Consider the following 17,609-nt stretch of genomic DNA (forward strand, 5'->3'; position numbering starts at 1 on the left):
CCTGCCCAGTGATTTGACAATCCACGCAAGATTAGACAGAAGCGTCAATACAATTTGACAATCCCGCCAATTCAATCCCATGTGACCGATAGCAGGCCTGCAATGCCGATCGCTAGTGCCGCCAGCGCATCGCCAGCGATCAAACCACCGCCGACTAGCGACGTGGTGCTCATATCCGGCGGCAACCCGTGGCCGCGTCTTGCCGGTCTTGCCATCGCAGCGGCCACGCTTGCCACCACGCCGCCCGCGGCCATCCAGCCGGCTGCCGCCAGGTTGACGAAACCGCCGAACGAAGACGCATAAGGCGACGGCAGGATCACCGCATCGAGCAGGAAATCCGCCGCCCGCCCCCGGCGGCCGGACTGTGCAAAGCGCTGCCATGCCGGGCGGCCCAGGATAGCCTTGCGCAATACCGCGGTGACAAGCCCGATGGCCAGCCCGATCGCCACCGCAATATGCTGGTCGGTACGGGATTGCGCCAGCCCGTGCAGCACGCCCACGATCTTGTAGGTCATCGCCGAGGTCCAGCGCGCCGGCTGCTGGTCGGCCGGCAGGCTGGTCTGGTCCAGCGCCAGCACCGGGTACGCGTGCATGAACAGCCGCGCCATCGCCACCGCCACCAGCGCGCCCACGACAATGCCCGCCACCTGGTAGCCGAACTGCACCATGCGGTCGCTGCCGAGCCGCCAGCCGGTGGAGCGGTCCTGCTGCATGTCGCTGGCCTCGGCGGTAGCCACCAGCAGTACCGTCGCCGCGATCAGGCCGACGTGCGGCGCGCGGAGCCCGGCGGCGGCCATCAGGATCACGGTCAGCACGAAGGCGGACGAGATCGGGTTCTGGTCGACCATGCCGACCGAGATCCCGTTGACCAGCGCGAATACCAGCACCAGCAGCACCGCCATCAACTGGAAGCCCAGTGGCTGCCCGAACCAGGCGACGCCCGCCGCCACCGTCGCCCCACCCCACAGCAGCGCCCATGCCGCCACCCAGCCCATGTCCGGCCCGCGCCGCGCTGCCGGGCGCTGCCCGGCACGTCCCACCCGCGCCAGCCGCCATTGCCGGCTCGCCTGCGCCAGCAGCAGCGATACATCCAGCAGGGCCGCGCCCATGATCATGCCGAGCGCCACCAGAAAGGTAGCCTTGCGGTAAGGCTCGCCCGGCGCCAGCCAGCCGGCGGCGATGAACCAGGGCGTCATGGCCCAGCCCACCAGCCCGCCCACCAGCGCGGCAATGCCGATGCGCGCCCCCACGATCATGCCGGCGCCGAAGGTCGCCGCCGACAGGTCGAGCGCCGCCAGCCACGGCACGCGTCCGCCGCCAAGCCCGCTGAGCAGCCCCAGCGCCATGCCGCCCGCCAGCCGCGCCACCGAGCGCCGCAGCAGCACCGGATCGGTCAGCGCGCGCAGGATATTGGCCACCGCCAGGCCCGATGGAAAGGTCAGCTGCATCCGGTCCACCAGCAGCGGCGTGTACAGCATGCCCACGCCCACGCCGTACATGCCGATGCACAGCATGTACAGCACCAGCTGCCACAGCGGCGGCTGCGCCATGCCCAGCCACGCCATCGCCTGCAGCACCACCGCCATGCCGCCCATGCCCGCCACCGACGCCGCCGCGGTCTGGATGTAGTTGGCGCCGTGGCGCCCGGGCGCGCCGTAGCCCGCCGTCACCACCGAGCCGAGGATGCCGGCCAGCACCTGTCCGCCCACGAAGAAACCGAGCGAGAAATTCATGTACGCCGCCGCCACGCCGCCCAGCGGCCCCAGCACCAGCATGCCGGCCGCGCCAAGCAGCGCGTGGTACTGCCAGCTGCCAGGACGGGGCAGCCAGGCAGCGCGGGGCGCGGCTTCGGTCGGAAGCGTGGGCATGGCGAAAGGCGTGTTGTGCTCCTTGCGAAGCATAGGCGAAGCCCACCTCTTGCCGATGTGCGACTTGTATCGCATTGCGCCGCCCGCACGGCCGCATCGGCCCCCGGGGCGGGGGTAAACACTAGTTTCGTGCGCAACTATTTGGCCGATATAGTTGCGCACACAACCACATTGCAGCGACCCACCGGATCCCGCCATGCCAGACTCCAACGCCCCCCACGCGTCCGTGCCACCGGCACCGCCCCCAACGCCATCCCACCCCTGGCCCGGGCGCGTACCGGTGCTGATTGCCGGAGGCGGCCCGGTCGGCCTGACGCTCGCCGCGCTGCTGGCTCGTCAGGGCATCGCATCGCTGGTGGTGGAAGCCGACGAGGGCTACTGTGCCGGCAGCCGCGCCATCTGCATGTCGCGCCGTTCCCTGGAAATCCTCGGCTGGGTCGGCGCGGACCGGCGCACCGTCGATACCGGCCTGCCCTGGGTAGGCGGGCGCAGCTACTACCGCGATACCGAGGTACTGCACTTCCGCATGCCGAGCGAGCCGGGCGAGCGCTTCGCGCCGATGGTCAATATCCAGCAGTACTACCTCGAGGCCTTCGCCCATGACGCCGCCTTGCGCGGGACCGCGCCGGCCGACGTGCGCTTCGGCGCGCGCGTGCAGGTGGTGCGCCAGCACGGCGATGGCGTGGTCGCGCAGATCCACACCGGCGACGGCGTGGTAGAGGTCGACGCGCAATGGCTGGTGGCCTGCGACGGCGGCCGCAGCACCGTGCGCGAGCAACTCGGCCTGCGCATGGAAGGCACCCAGTACGAAGGCCGCTACGTCATCGTCGATATCGTGCAGAAGACCAGGCGCGAGGTGGAGCGGCTGGCCTGGTTCGATCCGCCCTCCAACCCCGGCTCGACCATCCTGATGCACCGCCAACCCGACGACGTCTGGCGCATCGACTACCAGATCCGCGACGACGAAGACCCGGACGAAGCAGTCAAACCCGAGAACGTGCTGCCCCGCGTGCAGAGCCACCTCGACATGATCGGCGAGACCGAGCCCTGGCGCCCGCTGTGGATCTCGATCTACAACGCCAAGTGCCTCACGCTGCAGGACTACCGCCACGGCCGCGTACTGTTCGCCGGCGACGCCGCGCACCTGGTGCCGATCTTCGGCGTGCGCGGGCTCAATTCGGGGCTGGACGATGCCGGCAACCTGGCCTGGAAGCTGGCATGGGTGCTGCGTGGCCAGGCGCCTGACAGCCTGCTCGACTCCTATTCGACCGAACGCGTGCATGCCACGCGGCAGAACATTGCCTACGGCGCCAAGAGCACAGAGTTCATGGCCCCGCCCGACTTTGCCTTCCGGCTGATGCGCGAGGCCACGCTGCGGCTGGCGCAGCAAGAGAGCGCGGTGCGTTCGCTGATCAACCCCCGGCAGTCGGCGCCGATCGCCTATGACGGTTCGCCGCTGAACGGGCCGTCCGGCTTCGGCGACGACTGTCCCGGTGCGGCGCCCGGCATGCCCGCGCCGGAGGCGCGTGTCGCGGGCGCAGACAGCATCGCCCACCTGACGCAATGCTTCGGCCAGGCGTTCACGCTGCTGTATTTCGGCGAGGGGCCGACGCTGCCCGAACCGCTGGCCGCGCTGGTGCAGGCGCATTCCGATACGCTGCAGGCGCGTGTGATCGTCTCAAGCATCGGCGAGCCCGGGGATGCCGTGCTGGCCGACATCGCCGGCCAGGCCTGCGCCCGCTACGGCGCGCAACCCGGCACGCTCTACGCGATCCGGCCCGACGGCTATGTGCTGGCGCGCTGGCGCGAACCCGCATGGGACGCCGTGCGCGCCGCCCTCGCCCCCCTGATGCAAACCGGAGCCCGCCATGCAAGCTGAAGACCTCGACCTCGCCTACACCCGCCTGTGCGAAGCCATGGGCCGCACCGGCGAAGCGCGCACCCCGCTGCTGCTGGCGATGGTGTGCCTGGGCCTGATGAGCCGGCAGGAGGCGTTGGCGCCGGTGCTCGCGCTGATCGACGAGGCGGAGGCGCGCAGCAAGGCGTAGGGCTCTACAATTCCGACGCCTGACACGACAACGCCATGAAGCCACTGCCACGCCTCGACCAATTCCTGACCTACCGCCTGCACCAGGTCAACAAGCTCAGCGACAAGGACAGCGCCGCCGCCTATCTGGCGCAATGCGGCCTGTTGCTGAGCGAAGGCCGCTGCCTGGCGGCGATCGGCGCGTTTGCGCCGCTGTCGGTCAACGAGCTGGCGCACCGCGCCAACCTGACCAAGGGGCAGGCCAGCCGCTCGGCGCAGGCGCTGGTGGAGCGCGGGCTGGTCAGCAAGGAGACCAGCGAAGCCGACGGCCGCGGCGTGGTGCTGTCGCTGACCGCGCAGGGCAAGCCGCTGTACCGGCAGGCGATCGCGATGATCGCCAAACGCAATGAAGAGATCTTCGGCTGTCTGAGCGAAGCGGAACAGGCACTGCTGGGCAGCCTGCTCGACCGGCTGGTGGCGCACGCCGGCCGGCAGGAAGAGGAAGATACCGTTGACGGCGCCGCCTAGCGGCGCAGGTTGTCCACCTGGGTGCGCGCGCCATCGCGGCGCGCGGCTTCGGCCACCTCGTTGCTGACCACGGTCTGGCCGATCGGCGCCAGCGCGATGCCGGCCAGCTTCAGATGCTGAATCGCGAACGGGATGCCGATGATGGTGACGAAGTTGGCGATCGCCGACATCACGTGGCCGATCGCCAGCCACACGCCGGCAAACACGAACCACAGCACATTGCCCACCAGCCCCATCGCGCCGGTGCCGAGATCGTCCCGGCCGGTCAGCTCGCGCCGGCTGATGGCCTGCTTGCCGAACGGGAAGAAGGTGAAGGTGCCGATCACGAAGCAGGCCTTGCCCCAGGGAATGCCGATGATCGAGATAAAGCAGAGCAGCCCGGCCAGCCACCAGGCCAGGCCCATCACCACGCCGCCAAGGATGAACCAGAGGAAGTTGCCGATTGCGCGCATGCCAGCCTTTCGGGAGTGAGGAAGGGAACACGCATGATACGCAATGGTGGTGCGGGGGCGGCTCCACACGGCGGTTGCGGAGCGAAAGCGTACCCGTTTCTGCGTACCTTGCCGCGATCCCCGGAAGCGCGTTAAGCGGCCTTCAGGAACCGGCCCCATCGGCTATGGCGTCGGTGTAATCGCACTACGAACCCCGTCGCACGCGCAGCCAGAAACATGCTGGCGAGAGCAAAGCGTACCCAATTCTGCGTGACTGGCACCGGCAGGAGGAAGGCCGTATTGCGCGCCTCGCACGCTATGAGGGCGGGGCATTTACTGAAGCCGCCGACCGCTGTTGCCTCCGGCAAGCCCGGCCCGGCTCTAACACGGGCATCGCGTCAACGCCTTCGGCTGCGCTGCGCGCGGCGCATCAGATTCCCGCCCGCGTAGGCCGATACGGTTCACCGACGTAGGTGACAAAACAGTTCAAGCACATAGGTAACTGGTTTCTACCTTGGCTATCCGGGCCAAGGAGGGCGGAACCCAGCGGTTCAAACAACGACAACATGTCACCAGCAGCGAAGCCCGCCGAGCACCGACCAGATGCCAACCCCAGGGCAGGACGTAGGGCACTTCCAGTGCAAACCGTAGCACCAGACGCACCAACAACGAACCAGCCCTCACCCCCCTTCAAACAAAACCCTGACCCTCAACCCCGGCCCCGCATCCTCCAGCGCCAGCCGCGCCCCGTGCGATTGCACGATCTCAGCCACGATAGCCAGCCCCAGCCCGCTGCCGCCCGTCGGCGCATCTGCCAGCCGATAGAAACGATCAAACACACGCCCCCGTTCCCCGGCAGGAATACCCGGCCCGTTATCGCTGACCACCATTTCAACTGAGCGCCCGTCGGCACTACGCCCCACCCGCACATCGATACGGCTGCCGGAAGGGATATAAGCCAACGCGTTATCGAGCAAGTTGGTCAGCAGGATCCGCAACGCATCCGCATCGCCACGCACGATCGCCGGCGATAGATCCTCGCCACCATCAATCCCAAGGTCGATATTGCGATCCAGCGCAGCCTGCGTCATCTCCCCGACCACGCCGGCGGCAAGCTCGCGCAGGTCCACCGGTTCTCGCGGCGTCGTGGCCGCGCCGGGTTCCTGCCGCGCCAGCGTCAGCAACTGCGTCACCAGGTGGGTCAGCCGTTCGAGCCCCTGGCGCAGCTTGCCGATGGCCTCGTCGCGCGCCGGGCCGTTGTCGGCGCGCTCGACCAGTTGCGCCTGCAGTTGTAGCGCGGCCAGCGGCGTGCGCAGCGCGTGCGCGGCGTCGGCAACAAAGGCGCGCTGCGTGTCGATGGCGTGCGACAGGCGTTCGAGCAGCTGGTTCAGCGCGGCGCTCAGCGGAGCGATCTCGTCCGGCATCTGGCGCACCGTCAGCGGCGCCAGCGTGGTGGCGTCGCGCGAGCGCACTTCGGCGGCGATTTCGCGCAGCGGGCGCAGGCCGCGCCCCACCGCCATCCACACCAGCCAGCCCAGCAGTGGCAGCAGCAGAAAGAGCGGCGCCACGGTGCGCAGTGCCATGCGCGCGGCCAGCGTGCGGCGCGCGCTCATCGGCTGCGCGATCTGCACCACCGCGGGCCCGAGCTGCACGCTGTAGAGGCGCCATTCGCCCTGCTCGTTAGTGACGTTGGTAAAACCAAGCTCGGCCCGCGGCGGCAGGGCCGCGTGCGAATGCGACAGGTACAGGCTGCGGCCCGACCCGTCCCAGATATGGATGACGACGTCCTCGTCGGCATGCGCCAGGTCGCCGGGTGCGCCGAGGAACGGCGGCGCGACGGGGTTGGCGAACTGGCTGGGCAGCGCCGCGGCCATCTGCTTCATCTGGTAGTCGAACAGCGCGTTGGCTTCCTGCCGTGCCTGCCCGTAGATCAGCGCGGTGGCGATGGCGATGCCCGCGAGCAGCCCGGCGGCCAGCCACCACAGCAGGGTTCGCTGGATGGAGCGCATCAGCGGCTGTCCCCTTCGCCCGCCGGCTTGTCCGCCGCTGTATCGCCGTCAAGGCGCGGCACCACATAGCCCACGCCCCGGATATTGCGGATCAGCGCGGCACCGAACTTCTTGCGCAGCGCATGGATATAGACCTCGACGGTATTGCTGCCGACTTCATCGTCCCAGCCGTACAGGCGCTCCTGCAACTGCGGCACCGACCACACCTTGCCTGGCCGCGCCATCAGCGCGGACAGCAGCGCGAACTCGCGCGCCGACAGCCGCACCGGTTCACCGCGGTGGGTGGCTTCGCGCGTGGCGGGGTTGAGCACGACATCGCCATAGACGATCAGCGGCTCGGCCCGGCCGGCCGCGCGGCGCGCCAGTGCGTGCATGCGCGCGGCCAGTTCCTGCAGGTCGAAGGGCTTGACCAGGTAGTCGTCGGCGCCTGCGTTCAGGCCCGCCACGCGGTCAGCCACGGCATCGCGCGCGGTCAGGATCAGCACCGGCGTGGGCACGCCGCGCGTGCGCAGCGTACGCAGGACGTCGAGGCCGGAGCGCCGCGGCAGGCCGAGGTCGAGCAGCACCAGGTCATAGCACGCTTCGCCGTCCTGCGCGGTGGTCGCCGCGGCCAGTCCCGCGTCGCCGTCGCGTACCCAGTCGACGGTAAAGCCTTCCTGGCGCAGCGCCACTCTGACGCTGTCGCCGATCATGGCGTCGTCTTCCACCAGCAATACGCGCATGGCTAGCTGTTCCCGGCGCTGAGCCGCTCGTCAAGCGCGCGCGAAAGGCCAGCCAGCGCCGGATGGCGTGCGGTAATGACGTGGACCGACACGGCTTCCAGCCACCCGCGCATGCGCCCCTTGGCGACAAAGCGCTCGGCAAACGACGAGGCCTGCAGCGCCGGCACGAAGCGCGGCAGGATGCCGCCGCCGAGGTAGACGCCACCACGTGCGCCCAGCACCAGCGCAATGTCGGCCGCGACCGAGCCGAGCAGCCCGAAGAACACGGCCATGGTGCGCTGGCACAGCGGGTCATTGCGCTCGAAAGCGCCGGCGGTGACCTGGTCCGGCTGCAGCGGAGCGAGCAAAAGCGTACCCGTTTCTGCGGCCAGTGCGGCATGGATTTGCGACAGTCCGCTGCCCGACAAAAGCCGCTCCGCCGACACGCGCCCGATGTTGCGATGGGCGGCGCGCCAGGCCACCCATTCATCGTCGGTGTCCGGCATCAGTTCGATATGCCCGCCCTCGCCCGCCAGCGGCACGGCCTGCCCGCCCGGCGCGGGCACCAGGCCCGACACGCCCAGCCCGGTGCCGGGCCCCAACAAGGCCAGCGGTGCGGCGCGTACCGCCGTGCCGGGGCGCACCTGTTCCAGCCCGTCGGCGGGCAAGTGCGGCAAAGCGAGCGCCAGCGCGGTGAAGTCGTTGATCGCCACCAGCGTGTGCAGCCCGAGCGCGCGCCGCATGCCGTCGATCGAGAACGACCAGTTGTGGTTGGTCAGCCGCACCTGGTCCCCGGTCACCGGGTTGGCCAAGCCGATCGCCGCGTGGCGCGGCACCGCCTGGCCGGAGGCGGCGAGGCCGTCCAGGTACTGGCGCAGCGCCGCTTCGAGCGACGGGAAGTCGACCACCTTCAGCGCGGTGACGGGGCCGATCTGCATCGGTGCTGTTTCCAGCGCGAAGCGCACGTTGGTGCCGCCGATGTCGCCCAGCAGGCGCGGGAAGGCGGCGGAAGACGGTGTGGAAGCAGTCGCGGCCATTGGCGTCACCTCGGATCAGTCGTTGGGATCAGGCCTTGAACACATCAAACCCGTGCCGGTGCCGCGACACCACCAGGCTGACCGGCAACTCGGGCGTCGGACCCTGCAGCGCGCGTTCGAGCACCTCGGCCTTGGTGGCGCCGCTGACCGCCAGGAACGCGCGCTCGGCCGCCAGCAGCGCGGCCAGGTTCAGCGTGATGCGCGCGTGCGGCGCGGCCGCCGGATGGGTGATCACATAGCCCGGCGTGGGATCGCTCAACGCGCTCTCCAGTTCGGGCGCATCCGGGAACAGCGAGGCAGTGTGGCCGTCCTCGCCCATGCCCAGCACCACCACGTTGGGCTGGCGGAAGGCGCGGTTGGCACGCGCCACCGCCTGTTCAGGCTCGGCGGCGTCCTGCGCGTCGGCGATCAGCGGCAGGAAGGCGGCGCTGCCGGCAGCTTCGCGCAGCAGGTGCGCGCGCACCAGCGCGGCGTTGCTGTCGGGATGGTCCGGCGGCACCACGCGCTCGTCGACTAGCGTCACCGTCACAGCTTCCCAACGTACCGGCCGGTAGCGCAGGCGCTCGAACATCGCCACCGGCGAGCGCCCCCCCGAGACCGCCAGCACCGCCCAGCCGTTCACGCGGATGGCAAGTTCCAGCGCATTGCTGATCGAGATGGCCAGCGCCTCGGCCTGGTCCATTGGCGTGGGATGTTCAAACAGGCGCATGATGGTTTCCTTTGCAATTCAGGCGGGCGCTGCGGCGTGGCATCGCTCACGCCTCCTCGTGCCACAGCGCGCCGTCGCGCGACATCAGTGCCGACGACGCCGCCGGGCCCCAGGTGCCGGACGTATAAGGCTTGGGCGGGACGGTGCTCGCTTCCCAGGTGTCGATGATGGGCTCGACCCAGCGCCATGCCTGCACCTGCTCGTCGCGGCGCACGAACAAACCCAGCCGACCGCGGATCACGTCCAGCAGCAAGCGTTCGTAGGCGCCGGCGCGCCGCACCTTGAACGAGTTGGCAAAGTCCAGGTCGAGCGAGGTCGGCGTCAGCTCCAGCGTGTCCCCGGGCTGCTTGACCAGGCAGTACAGGCGAATGCTTTCCTCGGGCTGCAGCTGGATCACCAGCCGGTTCTGCGGCGACAGCGTCAGTGGCCGCGGAAAGATCGCGTGCGGCACGTCGCGGAAATGGATCACGATCTCGGCCACGCGCGCCTGCATGCGCTTGCCGGTGCGCAGGTAGAACGGCACGCCTTCCCAGCGCCAGTTGGCGATCTCGGCCTTGATCGCGACAAAGGTCTCGGTGCGGCTGTCGGGCGCGATGCCCTCTTCTTCCACGTAGCCCGGCACCGGCTTGCCGCCGATGGCGCCGGCGCGGTACTGGCCACGCACGGTCTTCTCGGCCACGTCTTGCGGCGTGATCGGGCGGAGCGCCTTCAGGATCTTGATCTTCTCGTCGCGGATGGCATCTTCGGAGAGGCTCGCAGGCGGCTCCATCGCCACCATGCACAAGAGCTGCAGCAGGTGGTTCTGCACCATGTCGCGCAGCGCGCCGGTGCGGTCATAGAAGTCGCCGCGCGTTTCCACGCCGAGTTCTTCGGCAATGGTGATCTGCACGTCCTGCACCCACTCGCGCCGCCATAGCGGCTCGAACAGCGCATTGCCGAAGCGGATTGCCATCAGGTTCTGCACCGATTCCTTGCCGAGGTAGTGGTCGATGCGGTAGATCTGCTCTTCGGCGAAGAACCTGGCCACCGCCGAGTTGATCGCCTCGTTCGATTCGAGGTCGTGGCCCAGCGGCTTTTCCAGCACGATCCGCACATTGGGCGCGCTCAGGGTATTGAGGCCGGTGCGCGCCAGCTGCTCGCAGATCGGCACGAACAGGTGCGGCGCGGTGGCGAGATAGCACACCACCACTTCGGGCTTGCGCGACAGCACCTGCTCCGCCAGCGCGTCGAAGTGCTCGGGCACGCGTGCGTCGGCCTGCACGTAGACGATGCGCGCGCAGAACTTGTCCCATGACTCAGGCGGCGCATGCGCCAGTGCGGGCCGCACGGTCTGCTCCAGCGAAGCGAGGTAGTCCGCGGTCGACTGCGGCTGGCTGCCGGTGGCGAGGATGCGCGCGGCCGGATGCAGCAGGCCCGCGTGGTGCGCATCGAACAGGGAAGGCAGCAGCTTGCGCCGCGCCAGGTCGCCGGTGCCGCCGAACAGCACCATGTCGAAGTCAGGCATGCTCACGCTGAGCTCCTTGATTCATTGTTGCAGCCATTGAGACCGAAGGCCGAGTTGCGGCCAGTTTACGTGAGTCGCCCCGGCTTGGCGAGGCAGCGTACCCATTTCTGCGTACTCCGTGCAGTGCGCGGCAAAGTGCGCTAGGCTGAAGGCTCCCCCGCAGGAGAACCCCATGCCACGTCATCCAGTGCTCGAGCGGGTCACCGCCCGCATCGTCTCCCGCAGCGCCGCCTCGCGCCAGGCGTATCTCGACCGCACCCGCGCCATGGCTGGGCAGAAGGTCGAACGCGCGCAACTCTCTTGTACCAACCTTGCCCATGCGGTGGCCGCGATGCCGGACACCGCCAAGATCCGCCTGAAGGCCGACGAGCGGCCCAACCTGGCGATCGTCTCGGCCTATAACGACATGCTCTCGGCGCACCAGCCGCTGGCGGCCTACCCGCAATGGATCAAGGAAGCCGCGCTCGAAGCCGGCGGCACCGCGCAATTCGCGGGCGGCACGCCGGCGATGTGCGACGGCGTCACGCAGGGGCAGGACGGCATGGACCTGTCGCTGTTCTCGCGCGATGTGATCGCGCTGGCGGCGGCGGTGGCGTTGTCGCACCAGATGTTCGACGCCGCGCTGTACCTGGGCGTCTGCGACAAGATCGTGCCCGGGCTGGTGATGGGCGCGCTGTCGTTCGGCCACCTGCCGGCGGTGTTCGTGCCGGGCGGGCCGATGACCACCGGCATCAGCAACGACGAGAAGGCGCGCATCCGCCAGCTCTACGCGGAAGGCAAGATCGGCCGCCAGGAACTGCTCGAGGCCGAGACCCGCTCCTACCACGGCCCGGGCACCTGCACCTTCTACGGCACCGCCAATTCCAACCAGATGCTGATGGAAATGATGGGGCTGCACCTGCCGGGCACGGCCTTCGTCAACCCCAACACGCCGCTGCGCGAGGCGCTCACGCGCGAGGCCGCGCGCCAGGCGCTGAAGCTGGTGCATGGCGGCGAGCGCTACACGCCGGTGGCTGACGTGCTGGATGAGCGCGCCTTCGTCAACGGCATTGTCGGGCTGCTGGCTACCGGTGGCTCGACCAACCACACGCTGCACCTGATCGCGATGGCGCGCGTGGCCGGCATCGTGCTGAGCTGGGATGACTTCGACGAGCTGTCCGCCGTGGTGCCATTGCTGGCGCGCGTGTACCCGAACGGCAAGGCCGACGTGAACCAGTTCCAGGCGGCCGGCGGGCTGCCGGTGGTGATCCGCGGGCTGCTGGCGCTGGGCCTGGTGCACGACGACGTGACCACCATCGTCGGCCGCGGGCTGCAGGACTACACGCGCGAGCCGGTGCTGCGCGACGGCACGCTCACGTGGATCGACGGCCCGGCGGCGCCGCTCGACGACAGCATCGTGAGCACGGCCGACCGGCCCTTTGCGCCGGACGGCGGCATCAAGGTGCTGGACGGCAAGCTGGGCCGCGCGGTGATCAAGACCTCGGCGGTCAAGGCCGAACACCAGGTGGTGCAGGCGCCGGCGATCGTATTCGAGCACCAGGACGACGTGCTGCACGCGTTCAAGCGCGGCGAGCTGGAGCGCGATTTCGTTGCGGTGCTGCCGTGGCAGGGCCCGGCCTCGTGCGGCATGCCGGAGCTGCACAAGCTCACCCCGACGCTGACCGTGCTGCAGGACCGCGGCTTTCACGTGGCGCTGGTGACCGACGGGCGCATGTCGGGCGCGTCGGGCAAGGTGCCGGCGGCGATCCACGTCTGCCCCGAAGCGTTGCGCGGCGGCGCCATCGGACGCGTGCGCACCGGCGACCTGGTGCGCGTGGACGCGCCCGCGGGCGTGCTCGAGGTGTTGGTGCCCGCCGACGAGTGGCAGGCACGCGAAGCGGCTCGTCCCGATCTCAGCGCCAACCGGCACGGTGTGGGGCGCGACCTGTTTGCGACCTTCCGCTGCAATGTCAGCACCGCGGAGAGCGGGGCCTGCACGCTTTTTTCGGATGAAGGGGGTGAAGGCCACGAGGGCGACCAAGCCCGGCATGGCCACGCTGGCGCGCGCGGCCGCGCCACGCACGCGGCCTGAGCGCCTGCGTTCAACCCAGGTTGTGCGCCGGCTGCCGCTGGCCGCCGGCCGGCCGTGGCGCGGAGGGGGCGGGCGCCCCCTCGCTCACCTTCACCGCGCCGGGCACGGCCGACGCACCCGGCACGTGCAGTTCCTGGATCGGCACGGCGAGCTTGCAGCCGGCGCCTTCCAGCACTTGCTTGATGCGCTCGTAGAAGGCGAAGCGCACGTTCCAGTAATCGTCGTTCGAGGTCCAGTAGCGCACGTTCAGCGTAATGCCCTGCTGCGTGTAGTTGATCACCATCGTCTCCGGCACGGGCTCCTCCAGCAGGCGCGGCTCACGCACCAGCATCTCGCGCAAGGCTTCCAGGCCGCGCGCTGCAGGTCGCTGTCGAAGGTCACCGTGGCCTCGATATCGGCGCGGCGCGTGGCGTTCTCGCTGTAGTTGGTGATCGCGCTGCCCCACAGCTTGCCGTTGGGCACGCGCAGGCAGACGCCGTCGAAGGTGGTCAGCTCGCTCATGAAGAGGCCGGTCTCGCGCACGGTGCCGGCCACGCCCTGCGCATCGATGTACTGCCCCACGCGAAACGGCCGCAGCAGCACCAGCATGATGCCCGCGGCAATGTTCTGCAGCGTGCCCTGCAGCGCCAGCCCGATGGCAAGGCCCGCGGCGCCCAGCATGGCGATGATGCTGGCGGTCTGCACGCAACTGCGACAGCACCAGCACGATGGTGAGCACGCGCACCATCCACTGCAGCGCATTGGCCAGCAGCGGGCGCATGGTTGCATCCACGTGGGTGCCGCTGAGGGCGCGCCGCATAGCCCCGGCCACGCGGCCTGACAGCCACCAACCGGCGATCAGGATCAAGATGGCCGCCAGGCAGTTCATGCCCTGGTTGATGGCGAAGTGGACCAGGTAGGTCCAGCCGGCCTCCAGCTTGTCGGCGTCGATAAAGTTGAGGTCCATGGGCGCGGCTCCGTTTGTTGTCCAGGTTGTTGTCGGGATCTGGTGGCGCTGCCGCGGGTTTCGCGGCGTACCCGTTTCTGCGTGCCGCGACTGGAGTCGGTTCGCTCTCCTGCCGCTCAAGGATCGGCGTCTAATTTGACAAATTGATGCACGTTGAATACACGATGTCAGACGATCACCGACAAAGCCGGGGTGCACACCACAGAGCAGGTGACAAGCAGAGCGGACATTGGTTTCCGGTGCCTGCGAGGCTGGCCCGCTTGCAGGACCCGCCATCCCTTATGGAATAAGGGATGGCGGCGGTCCGGGGAATAGCGCCGAAGTATTGGGAGGAAGCACTGGGTACGGTGCGCCCAGTCGCCCGTGATGGCGTGGGAGCGCGCTGCACGGGCTATATGGCGGGAGTGCGTGGGCATAGCGCGCTGGCCGCGTAGCCAGCCGGCGCCGGCGCCAACTTTCAGCGACGAAAGTTGGCGGACGGCCCCGGGCTACCGGCCCGGCGGCGCCTGGGGCTTGCACGCAGAAACGGGTACGCTTGCCGCTCGCCGCGCCAAGTGGCAGCGGCTCAGGCAAGGTCATGGAGCCGCTCAGGTCGGATGGTCGTGCAGCTTGTCGCGCGAGGCCAGCGCCGGGAACAGCCGCATCCACACCGCCACCACCAGCAGCGTGCCGACGCCGCCCAGGATCACCGCGCCCACCGGTCCCAGCAGCGCCGCGGTAACGCCGGACTCGAACTCGCCCAGCTGGTTTGATGCGCCGATGAACACCGAATTGACGGCACCGACGCGCCCGCGCATGTCGTCCGGGGTATCGAGCTGGACCAGCGTGGAGCGCACCACCACGCTGATCATGTCGGAGGCACCCAGCACCACCAGCGCCGCCATCGACAACGGCAGCCAGGTCGACACACCGAACACCACGGTGGCCACGCCAAACAGCGCCACCGCGCCGAACATGATGCGTCCGGCACGCCGGTTCAGCGGGTTTCGCGCCAGCCACAGCGCCATTGCCAGCGCGCCGATTGCGGGTGAGGAGCGCAGCAGACCCAGGCCCCACGGACCGGTGTGCAGGATGTCACGCGCATAGATCGGCAGCAGCGCCGCGGCGCCGCCCAGCAACACCGCGAACAGGTCCAGCGAGATCGCGCCGAGCAGCACCGGCCGGCCGCGGATATAGGTAAAACCGGCAAAGACCGTGCGCACGCTGACCGGTGCGGTCAGGCGCTGCGCGGCCTGGCGCAGCCGGATACCGCTGACCAGCACGGCGGCGATGGTGAACAGCGTCGCGCTCAGCGCGTAGACCACGTCCGGCCCCGCCACATAGGCAAAGCCGCCAATGGCCGGGCCGATGATGATGGCGGTCTGTCCGGCCGAACTCGCCAGCGCCACCGCGCGCGGCAACTGGCGCGGCGTCACCACGCTGGGTAGCAGCGCCTGCAGCGTCGGGTTCTCGAACGCGCGCGTGGCGCCGATCAGCGCGACAAAGAGAAAGATATGGTGGCTGTCGATCCAGCCGGTCAGGCTCGCCACCGCCATGCCCCCGGCCAGCAGCGCCTCGATCGACTGGCAGGTACGCACGATGCGGCGCCGGTCGAAGCGGTCGGCCACGTGGCCCGACATCAGGATCAGCACCACCGAGGGCAGGAACTGCACCAGGCCAACCATGCCGAGCATCAGCGGGTCGCGCGTCAGGTCGTACATCTGCCAACCCACCGCCACGGTAAAGATCTGGTAGCCGATGGTGGTGCACAGGCGCGCGAACCAGTAGCGGCGAAAAACGGCGTCGCCGAAGACGCTGTCCGGCTCGGCGGCCGGGACGGTGGCAGGGGAAGACATGGATGCAGGAGGGAGGTGCGGGGAGATTGCTGTGCGTCACGATCCGCCGGGACGCCAGCCGGGCCGTCTGGGCCGTCTGGTGCGAGCGTGCGGTGCACAAAGGCAAGATTCTAAAGCGCCTGCTGAATTGCTGCATACAGATGCCGACAATCGCACACCTTGATTGGGCAAATATCGACCGCAGATGTCGGCATTACGCCTCTACCAGGCAAAAACGGCTCGCAATTGCGAGCCGTTTTAAATTTCAGGCGCGATGCGCGATCACACGATCTCGCGCGTCTCCAAAAACTGCAGGTTCGGGAAACGTTCCTGCGTCAGCCGCAGGTTGACCATGCTGGGCGCCAGGTAGACGTGGTCGCCCGCGCCATCCAGCGCAACGTTGTGTCCGGCCTTGGCGATCAGCTTTTCGATCTCCGCCGAGTCGCCCCTGAGCCAGCGCGCGGTGGCGCATTCATGCGATTCGAAGATGGCATCGACGCCGTACTCATGCTCCAGCCGGTGCGCCACCACATCGAACTGCAGGATGCCGACCGCGCCCAGCACCAGGTCGTTCGAGGCGAGCGGGCGGAACATCTGGGTGGCGCCCTCTTCCGCCAGTTGCTGCAAACCCTTCTGCAATTGCTTGACCTTGAGCGGGTTGTTCAGGCGCGCGCGGCGGAAGAACTCGGGCGCGAACGAGGGGATGCCGGTGAACTTGAGCGGCTCGCCCTCGGTGAAGACATCGCCCAGGCGGATGGTGCCGTGGTTGGGCACGCCGATGATGTCGCCGGCGTACGCTTCCTCGGTGGTGTTGCGGTCCTGCGCCATGAAGGTGATGGCATTGTTGATCGCCACGGTCTTGCCGGCCGACACGTGCAGCAGCTTCATGCCGCGCTCGAAGCGGCCCGAGCATACCCGCACGAAGGCGATGCGGTCGCGGTGGCGCGGGTCCATATTGGCCTGGATCTTGAACACGAAGCCGGTGAACTTGGGCTCCTGCGGCTCGACCACGCGCGATTCGGTCTGGCGCGCCAGCGGCGGCGGCGACAGCTCACACAGCGCGTCGAGCAGCGACTGCACGCCGAAGTTGTTGATCGCCGAGCCGAAGTAGACCGGCGTCTGCTTGCCGTTGAGGAACGCTTCCTTGTCGAACGTGTGCGAGGCGCCGCGCACCAGCTCGATTTCGATGCGCAGCTCTTCTGCCTGGCTGCCCAGCATGCGGTCGAGCTCGGGATTGTCCAGGCCGTCCAGGATCGCGGCCGTGCCCTTGTCGCCGTGCGGGTCGAACAGCTGCACCTTGTCGTCGATCAGGTGGTACACGCCGCGGAAGGCCTTGCCCATGCCGATCGGCCAGGTCATCGGCGCGCACTGGATCTGCAGCACGTCCTCGATTTCGTCGAGCAGCTCGATCGGCGAGCGGCCCTCGCGGTCGAGCTTGTTGATAAAGGTGAGGATAGGCGTGTCGCGCAGGCGGCAGACGTTGAGCAGCTTGATGGTCTGCGCTTCCACGCCGTTGACCGAGTCGATCACCATCACCGCGGAGTCGACCGCGGTCAGCGTGCGGTAGGTGTCTTCGGAGAAATCCTCGTGGCCCGGGGTGTCGAGCAGGTTGACGATGTTCTCCTGCGCGTTGCCGTCCTTGGTCTCGCGACGGTACGGGAACTGCATCACCGACGAGGTCACCGAGATGCCGCGCTGCTTTTCCAGTTCCATCCAGTCGGAGGTGGCGTGGCGGTCGGCCTTGCGCGCGCGCACTTCGCCCGCGACCTGGATGGCGCCGCCGAACCACAGCAGCTTTTCGGTCAGGGTCGTCTTGCCCGCGTCGGGGTGGGAGATGATGGCAAAGGTGCGACGACGCGCAATTTCAGAAACGAGCGAGCTCACGGCAGCGGAGTTTGACTGGGAAATATTGGATGTGGCCCGGCGGGTGGCCGGAACCAGGTCCGGCAGCGCCGCGGGGCGGCG

Annotated in this window: 13 protein-coding genes and 1 pseudogene; 4 read left to right on the forward strand and 10 right to left on the reverse strand. The window is 68.6% G+C overall.

What is annotated here, in order from left to right:
- Positions 1-71: 71 nt before the first annotated feature.
- A complete protein-coding gene (locus tag ABNX08_RS32155) occupies positions 72-1,868 on the reverse strand; it encodes an OPT/YSL family transporter (RefSeq protein ID WP_041682261.1) in 1,797 nt (598 codons plus the stop codon).
- Between the two features lie 196 nt (positions 1,869-2,064).
- On the opposite strand from ABNX08_RS32155, the gene ABNX08_RS32160 reads away from it, so the two are divergent.
- From ABNX08_RS32160 to ABNX08_RS32170, 3 genes are read left to right on the forward strand one after another with little or no spacing between them, the layout of a single operon-like run.
- Positions 2,065-3,747, forward strand: a complete 1,683-nt coding sequence (locus ABNX08_RS32160; protein ID WP_022539846.1) for an FAD-dependent oxidoreductase — start codon at positions 2,065-2,067, stop codon at positions 3,745-3,747.
- A complete protein-coding gene (locus ABNX08_RS32165; RefSeq protein WP_022539847.1) occupies positions 3,737-3,916 on the forward strand; it encodes a hypothetical protein in 180 nt (59 codons plus the stop codon). The genes ABNX08_RS32160 and ABNX08_RS32165 overlap by 11 nt, the downstream gene beginning before the upstream one ends.
- A gap of 35 nt (positions 3,917-3,951) precedes the next feature.
- Positions 3,952-4,422, forward strand: coding sequence for a MarR family winged helix-turn-helix transcriptional regulator (locus ABNX08_RS32170; protein ID WP_022539848.1), 471 nt, complete (start codon positions 3,952-3,954; stop codon positions 4,420-4,422).
- Here the strand turns inward: ABNX08_RS32170 and ABNX08_RS32175 are convergent.
- The 6 genes from ABNX08_RS32175 to zwf form a co-directional block, all read right to left on the reverse strand.
- The gene (locus ABNX08_RS32175) at positions 4,419-4,874 is read right to left on the reverse strand and encodes a YccF domain-containing protein (protein WP_041681877.1); all 456 of its coding nucleotides are present in this window, start codon (positions 4,872-4,874) and stop codon (positions 4,419-4,421) included. The two genes, ABNX08_RS32170 and ABNX08_RS32175, sit on opposite strands and share 4 nt — an antisense overlap.
- Before the next feature lie 659 nt (positions 4,875-5,533).
- Entirely contained in the window at positions 5,534-6,862 is a 1,329-nt protein-coding gene (locus ABNX08_RS32180; protein WP_022539850.1) for a HAMP domain-containing sensor histidine kinase, read from the reverse strand.
- Positions 6,862-7,584: a response regulator transcription factor gene (locus ABNX08_RS32185; RefSeq protein WP_022539851.1), complete on the reverse strand. Its 723-nt coding sequence runs from the start codon at positions 7,582-7,584 to the stop codon at positions 6,862-6,864. The genes ABNX08_RS32180 and ABNX08_RS32185 overlap by 1 nt, the downstream gene beginning before the upstream one ends.
- Positions 7,585-7,586: 2 nt before the next feature.
- A complete protein-coding gene (gene glk, locus ABNX08_RS32190; RefSeq protein ID WP_022539852.1) occupies positions 7,587-8,600 on the reverse strand; it encodes a glucokinase in 1,014 nt (337 codons plus the stop codon).
- A gap of 28 nt (positions 8,601-8,628) precedes the next feature.
- The gene (gene pgl / locus ABNX08_RS32195; RefSeq protein ID WP_022539853.1) at positions 8,629-9,309 is read right to left on the reverse strand and encodes a 6-phosphogluconolactonase; all 681 of its coding nucleotides are present in this window, start codon (positions 9,307-9,309) and stop codon (positions 8,629-8,631) included.
- A 46-nt stretch (positions 9,310-9,355) separates the two neighbouring features.
- Positions 9,356-10,813: a glucose-6-phosphate dehydrogenase gene (zwf, locus tag ABNX08_RS32200; protein ID WP_041681878.1), complete on the reverse strand. Its 1,458-nt coding sequence runs from the start codon at positions 10,811-10,813 to the stop codon at positions 9,356-9,358.
- Between the two features lie 172 nt (positions 10,814-10,985).
- Between zwf and edd the strand changes: the two genes are divergently transcribed.
- Positions 10,986-12,884, forward strand: coding sequence for a phosphogluconate dehydratase (gene edd, locus ABNX08_RS32205; RefSeq protein WP_022539855.1), 1,899 nt, complete (start codon positions 10,986-10,988; stop codon positions 12,882-12,884).
- A 10-nt stretch (positions 12,885-12,894) separates the two neighbouring features.
- Here edd and ABNX08_RS32210 read toward each other — a convergent pair.
- From ABNX08_RS32210 to ABNX08_RS32220, 3 genes and pseudogenes are all read right to left on the reverse strand, one after another.
- Positions 12,895-13,830: pseudogene (locus tag ABNX08_RS32210) on the reverse strand (mechanosensitive ion channel family protein).
- Between the two features lie 587 nt (positions 13,831-14,417).
- The gene (locus ABNX08_RS32215) at positions 14,418-15,665 is read right to left on the reverse strand and encodes an MFS transporter (RefSeq protein WP_022539857.1); all 1,248 of its coding nucleotides are present in this window, start codon (positions 15,663-15,665) and stop codon (positions 14,418-14,420) included.
- Positions 15,666-15,926: 261 nt separating this feature from the next.
- A complete protein-coding gene (locus ABNX08_RS32220; RefSeq protein WP_022539858.1) occupies positions 15,927-17,528 on the reverse strand; it encodes a peptide chain release factor 3 in 1,602 nt (533 codons plus the stop codon).
- Between the last annotated feature and the right edge of the window lie 81 nt (positions 17,529-17,609).

It is taken from the genome of Cupriavidus sp. DF5525 (assembly GCF_040149425.2).
GTDB classification, from domain to species: domain Bacteria; phylum Pseudomonadota; class Gammaproteobacteria; order Burkholderiales; family Burkholderiaceae; genus Cupriavidus; species Cupriavidus pickettii_A.

Coding starts and splice junctions, on each gene's coding strand:
- pgl (WP_022539853.1), bottom strand. CDS start 9,309: ATGCGCCTGTTTGAACATCCCACGCCAATGGACCAGGCCGAGGCGCTG.
- glk (WP_022539852.1), bottom strand. CDS start 8,600: ATGGCCGCGACTGCTTCCACACCGTCTTCCGCCGCCTTCCCGCGCCTG.
- ABNX08_RS32175 (WP_041681877.1), bottom strand. CDS start 4,874: ATGCGCGCAATCGGCAACTTCCTCTGGTTCATCCTTGGCGGCGTGGTG.
- ABNX08_RS32180 (WP_022539850.1), bottom strand. CDS start 6,862: ATGCGCTCCATCCAGCGAACCCTGCTGTGGTGGCTGGCCGCCGGGCTG.
- zwf (WP_041681878.1), bottom strand. CDS start 10,813: ATGCCTGACTTCGACATGGTGCTGTTCGGCGGCACCGGCGACCTGGCG.
- ABNX08_RS32165 (WP_022539847.1), top strand. CDS start 3,737: ATGCAAGCTGAAGACCTCGACCTCGCCTACACCCGCCTGTGCGAAGCC.
- ABNX08_RS32160 (WP_022539846.1), top strand. CDS start 2,065: ATGCCAGACTCCAACGCCCCCCACGCGTCCGTGCCACCGGCACCGCCC.
- ABNX08_RS32185 (WP_022539851.1), bottom strand. CDS start 7,584: ATGCGCGTATTGCTGGTGGAAGACGACGCCATGATCGGCGACAGCGTC.
- ABNX08_RS32215 (WP_022539857.1), bottom strand. CDS start 15,665: ATGTCTTCCCCTGCCACCGTCCCGGCCGCCGAGCCGGACAGCGTCTTC.
- ABNX08_RS32155 (WP_041682261.1), bottom strand. CDS start 1,868: ATGCCCACGCTTCCGACCGAAGCCGCGCCCCGCGCTGCCTGGCTGCCC.
- ABNX08_RS32170 (WP_022539848.1), top strand. CDS start 3,952: ATGAAGCCACTGCCACGCCTCGACCAATTCCTGACCTACCGCCTGCAC.
- edd (WP_022539855.1), top strand. CDS start 10,986: ATGCCACGTCATCCAGTGCTCGAGCGGGTCACCGCCCGCATCGTCTCC.